A 1119-nucleotide genomic window follows, 5' to 3' on the forward strand; every position below is an offset into this window, starting at 1 on the left:
TAGGATACAAATGCCCTATATACTCATCTATAAACTCCATAGAATCTTTGAAAAATACGATATTTGGTATCAGATAAGAGCGGTCTATATCACTATCAATCTCTATATCTTTATCACTTGGGATAAGACTTAAATCAAATAATTTCATTTTTGGATTTGGCTTACATAAGAAAAATGAGATTAGATCGAAGTATGGTAAATTTATTGAATTTAAGCTATCAAACCAAGCAAACATATGCAATTCTGTATAAGGTAACAAATCTTTATTGTATTTAACTATAGTATTTTTAGTTATCACCGGTTCAGCTTGTATTTCATAATTTTGATTATGACTTGATGATGGTTTTATAATACTAAATTTATCACTATATAAATGTATAGAAGTATATTTTTCATTTGAAAAGTCCATATTTCCATTTAAACCCAAATTCCAGCTATGCACAGATAATATTTGATACCCTTCATACCCTTCAAAACTCAAATAATTATCACCTTCTAACCTATAAACTATCTCATCATACATTGAATTTTTAGGATTAAAAATCTTAAAATTCCCAACTCTTTTCATATCTTGTGGGGTTGATATCTTAAATTCAGGTAGATTAATATCTAAATTCTTATTTGAAGTTTTAAAGCAATCAATATTTTTAGCAATCTCTTTGCCAATATTGCGATTTATGACTGAAAGCTGATGATGGTCAAATTTAGAACCAAAATCTACCAATTTATTTATAGCATAGTAATTTTGTATATCTATAATATTTAACCCAAAATAATTAGCCAAAAATCTATGCATATTATTAATTAATTGATGATTTTTAAAATAAAATGGAAAAATAATAATACATACAGGCTTATTTAGTGAATATAAAGTTTGATAAAAATATTGTAAATTTTTAAATATAATATTAAGTGGTAAAGCGCAATTATTGGCCGCATGTTGGTCAATATCATTTATATTACTCTCAGTTACTATCAAATCAGCATTTTTAATGGCTTCTTGATTTTTTTCTCGTTTTAATTCATAAAGGTTTTGGATACTTGTTGTTGCCCCTAAAGCCAAATTTGTCACATTCGCATACTCTCTAAGACCTTTTTGTAACCCATTTACCATCACAG

1 protein-coding gene is annotated in these 1119 nt (G+C 26.5%); it reads right to left on the minus strand.

Going from position 1 to position 1119, the window contains the following annotated elements; translation table 11 throughout:
- Window positions 1–1119 (minus strand): hypothetical protein (locus CIGNP85_RS05755; RefSeq protein WP_179187371.1); only part of this gene is annotated, 1119 nt, incomplete at both ends.

The organism is Campylobacter sp. P0085, assembly GCF_002139495.1.
GTDB lineage: Bacteria > Campylobacterota > Campylobacteria > Campylobacterales > Campylobacteraceae > Campylobacter > Campylobacter devanensis.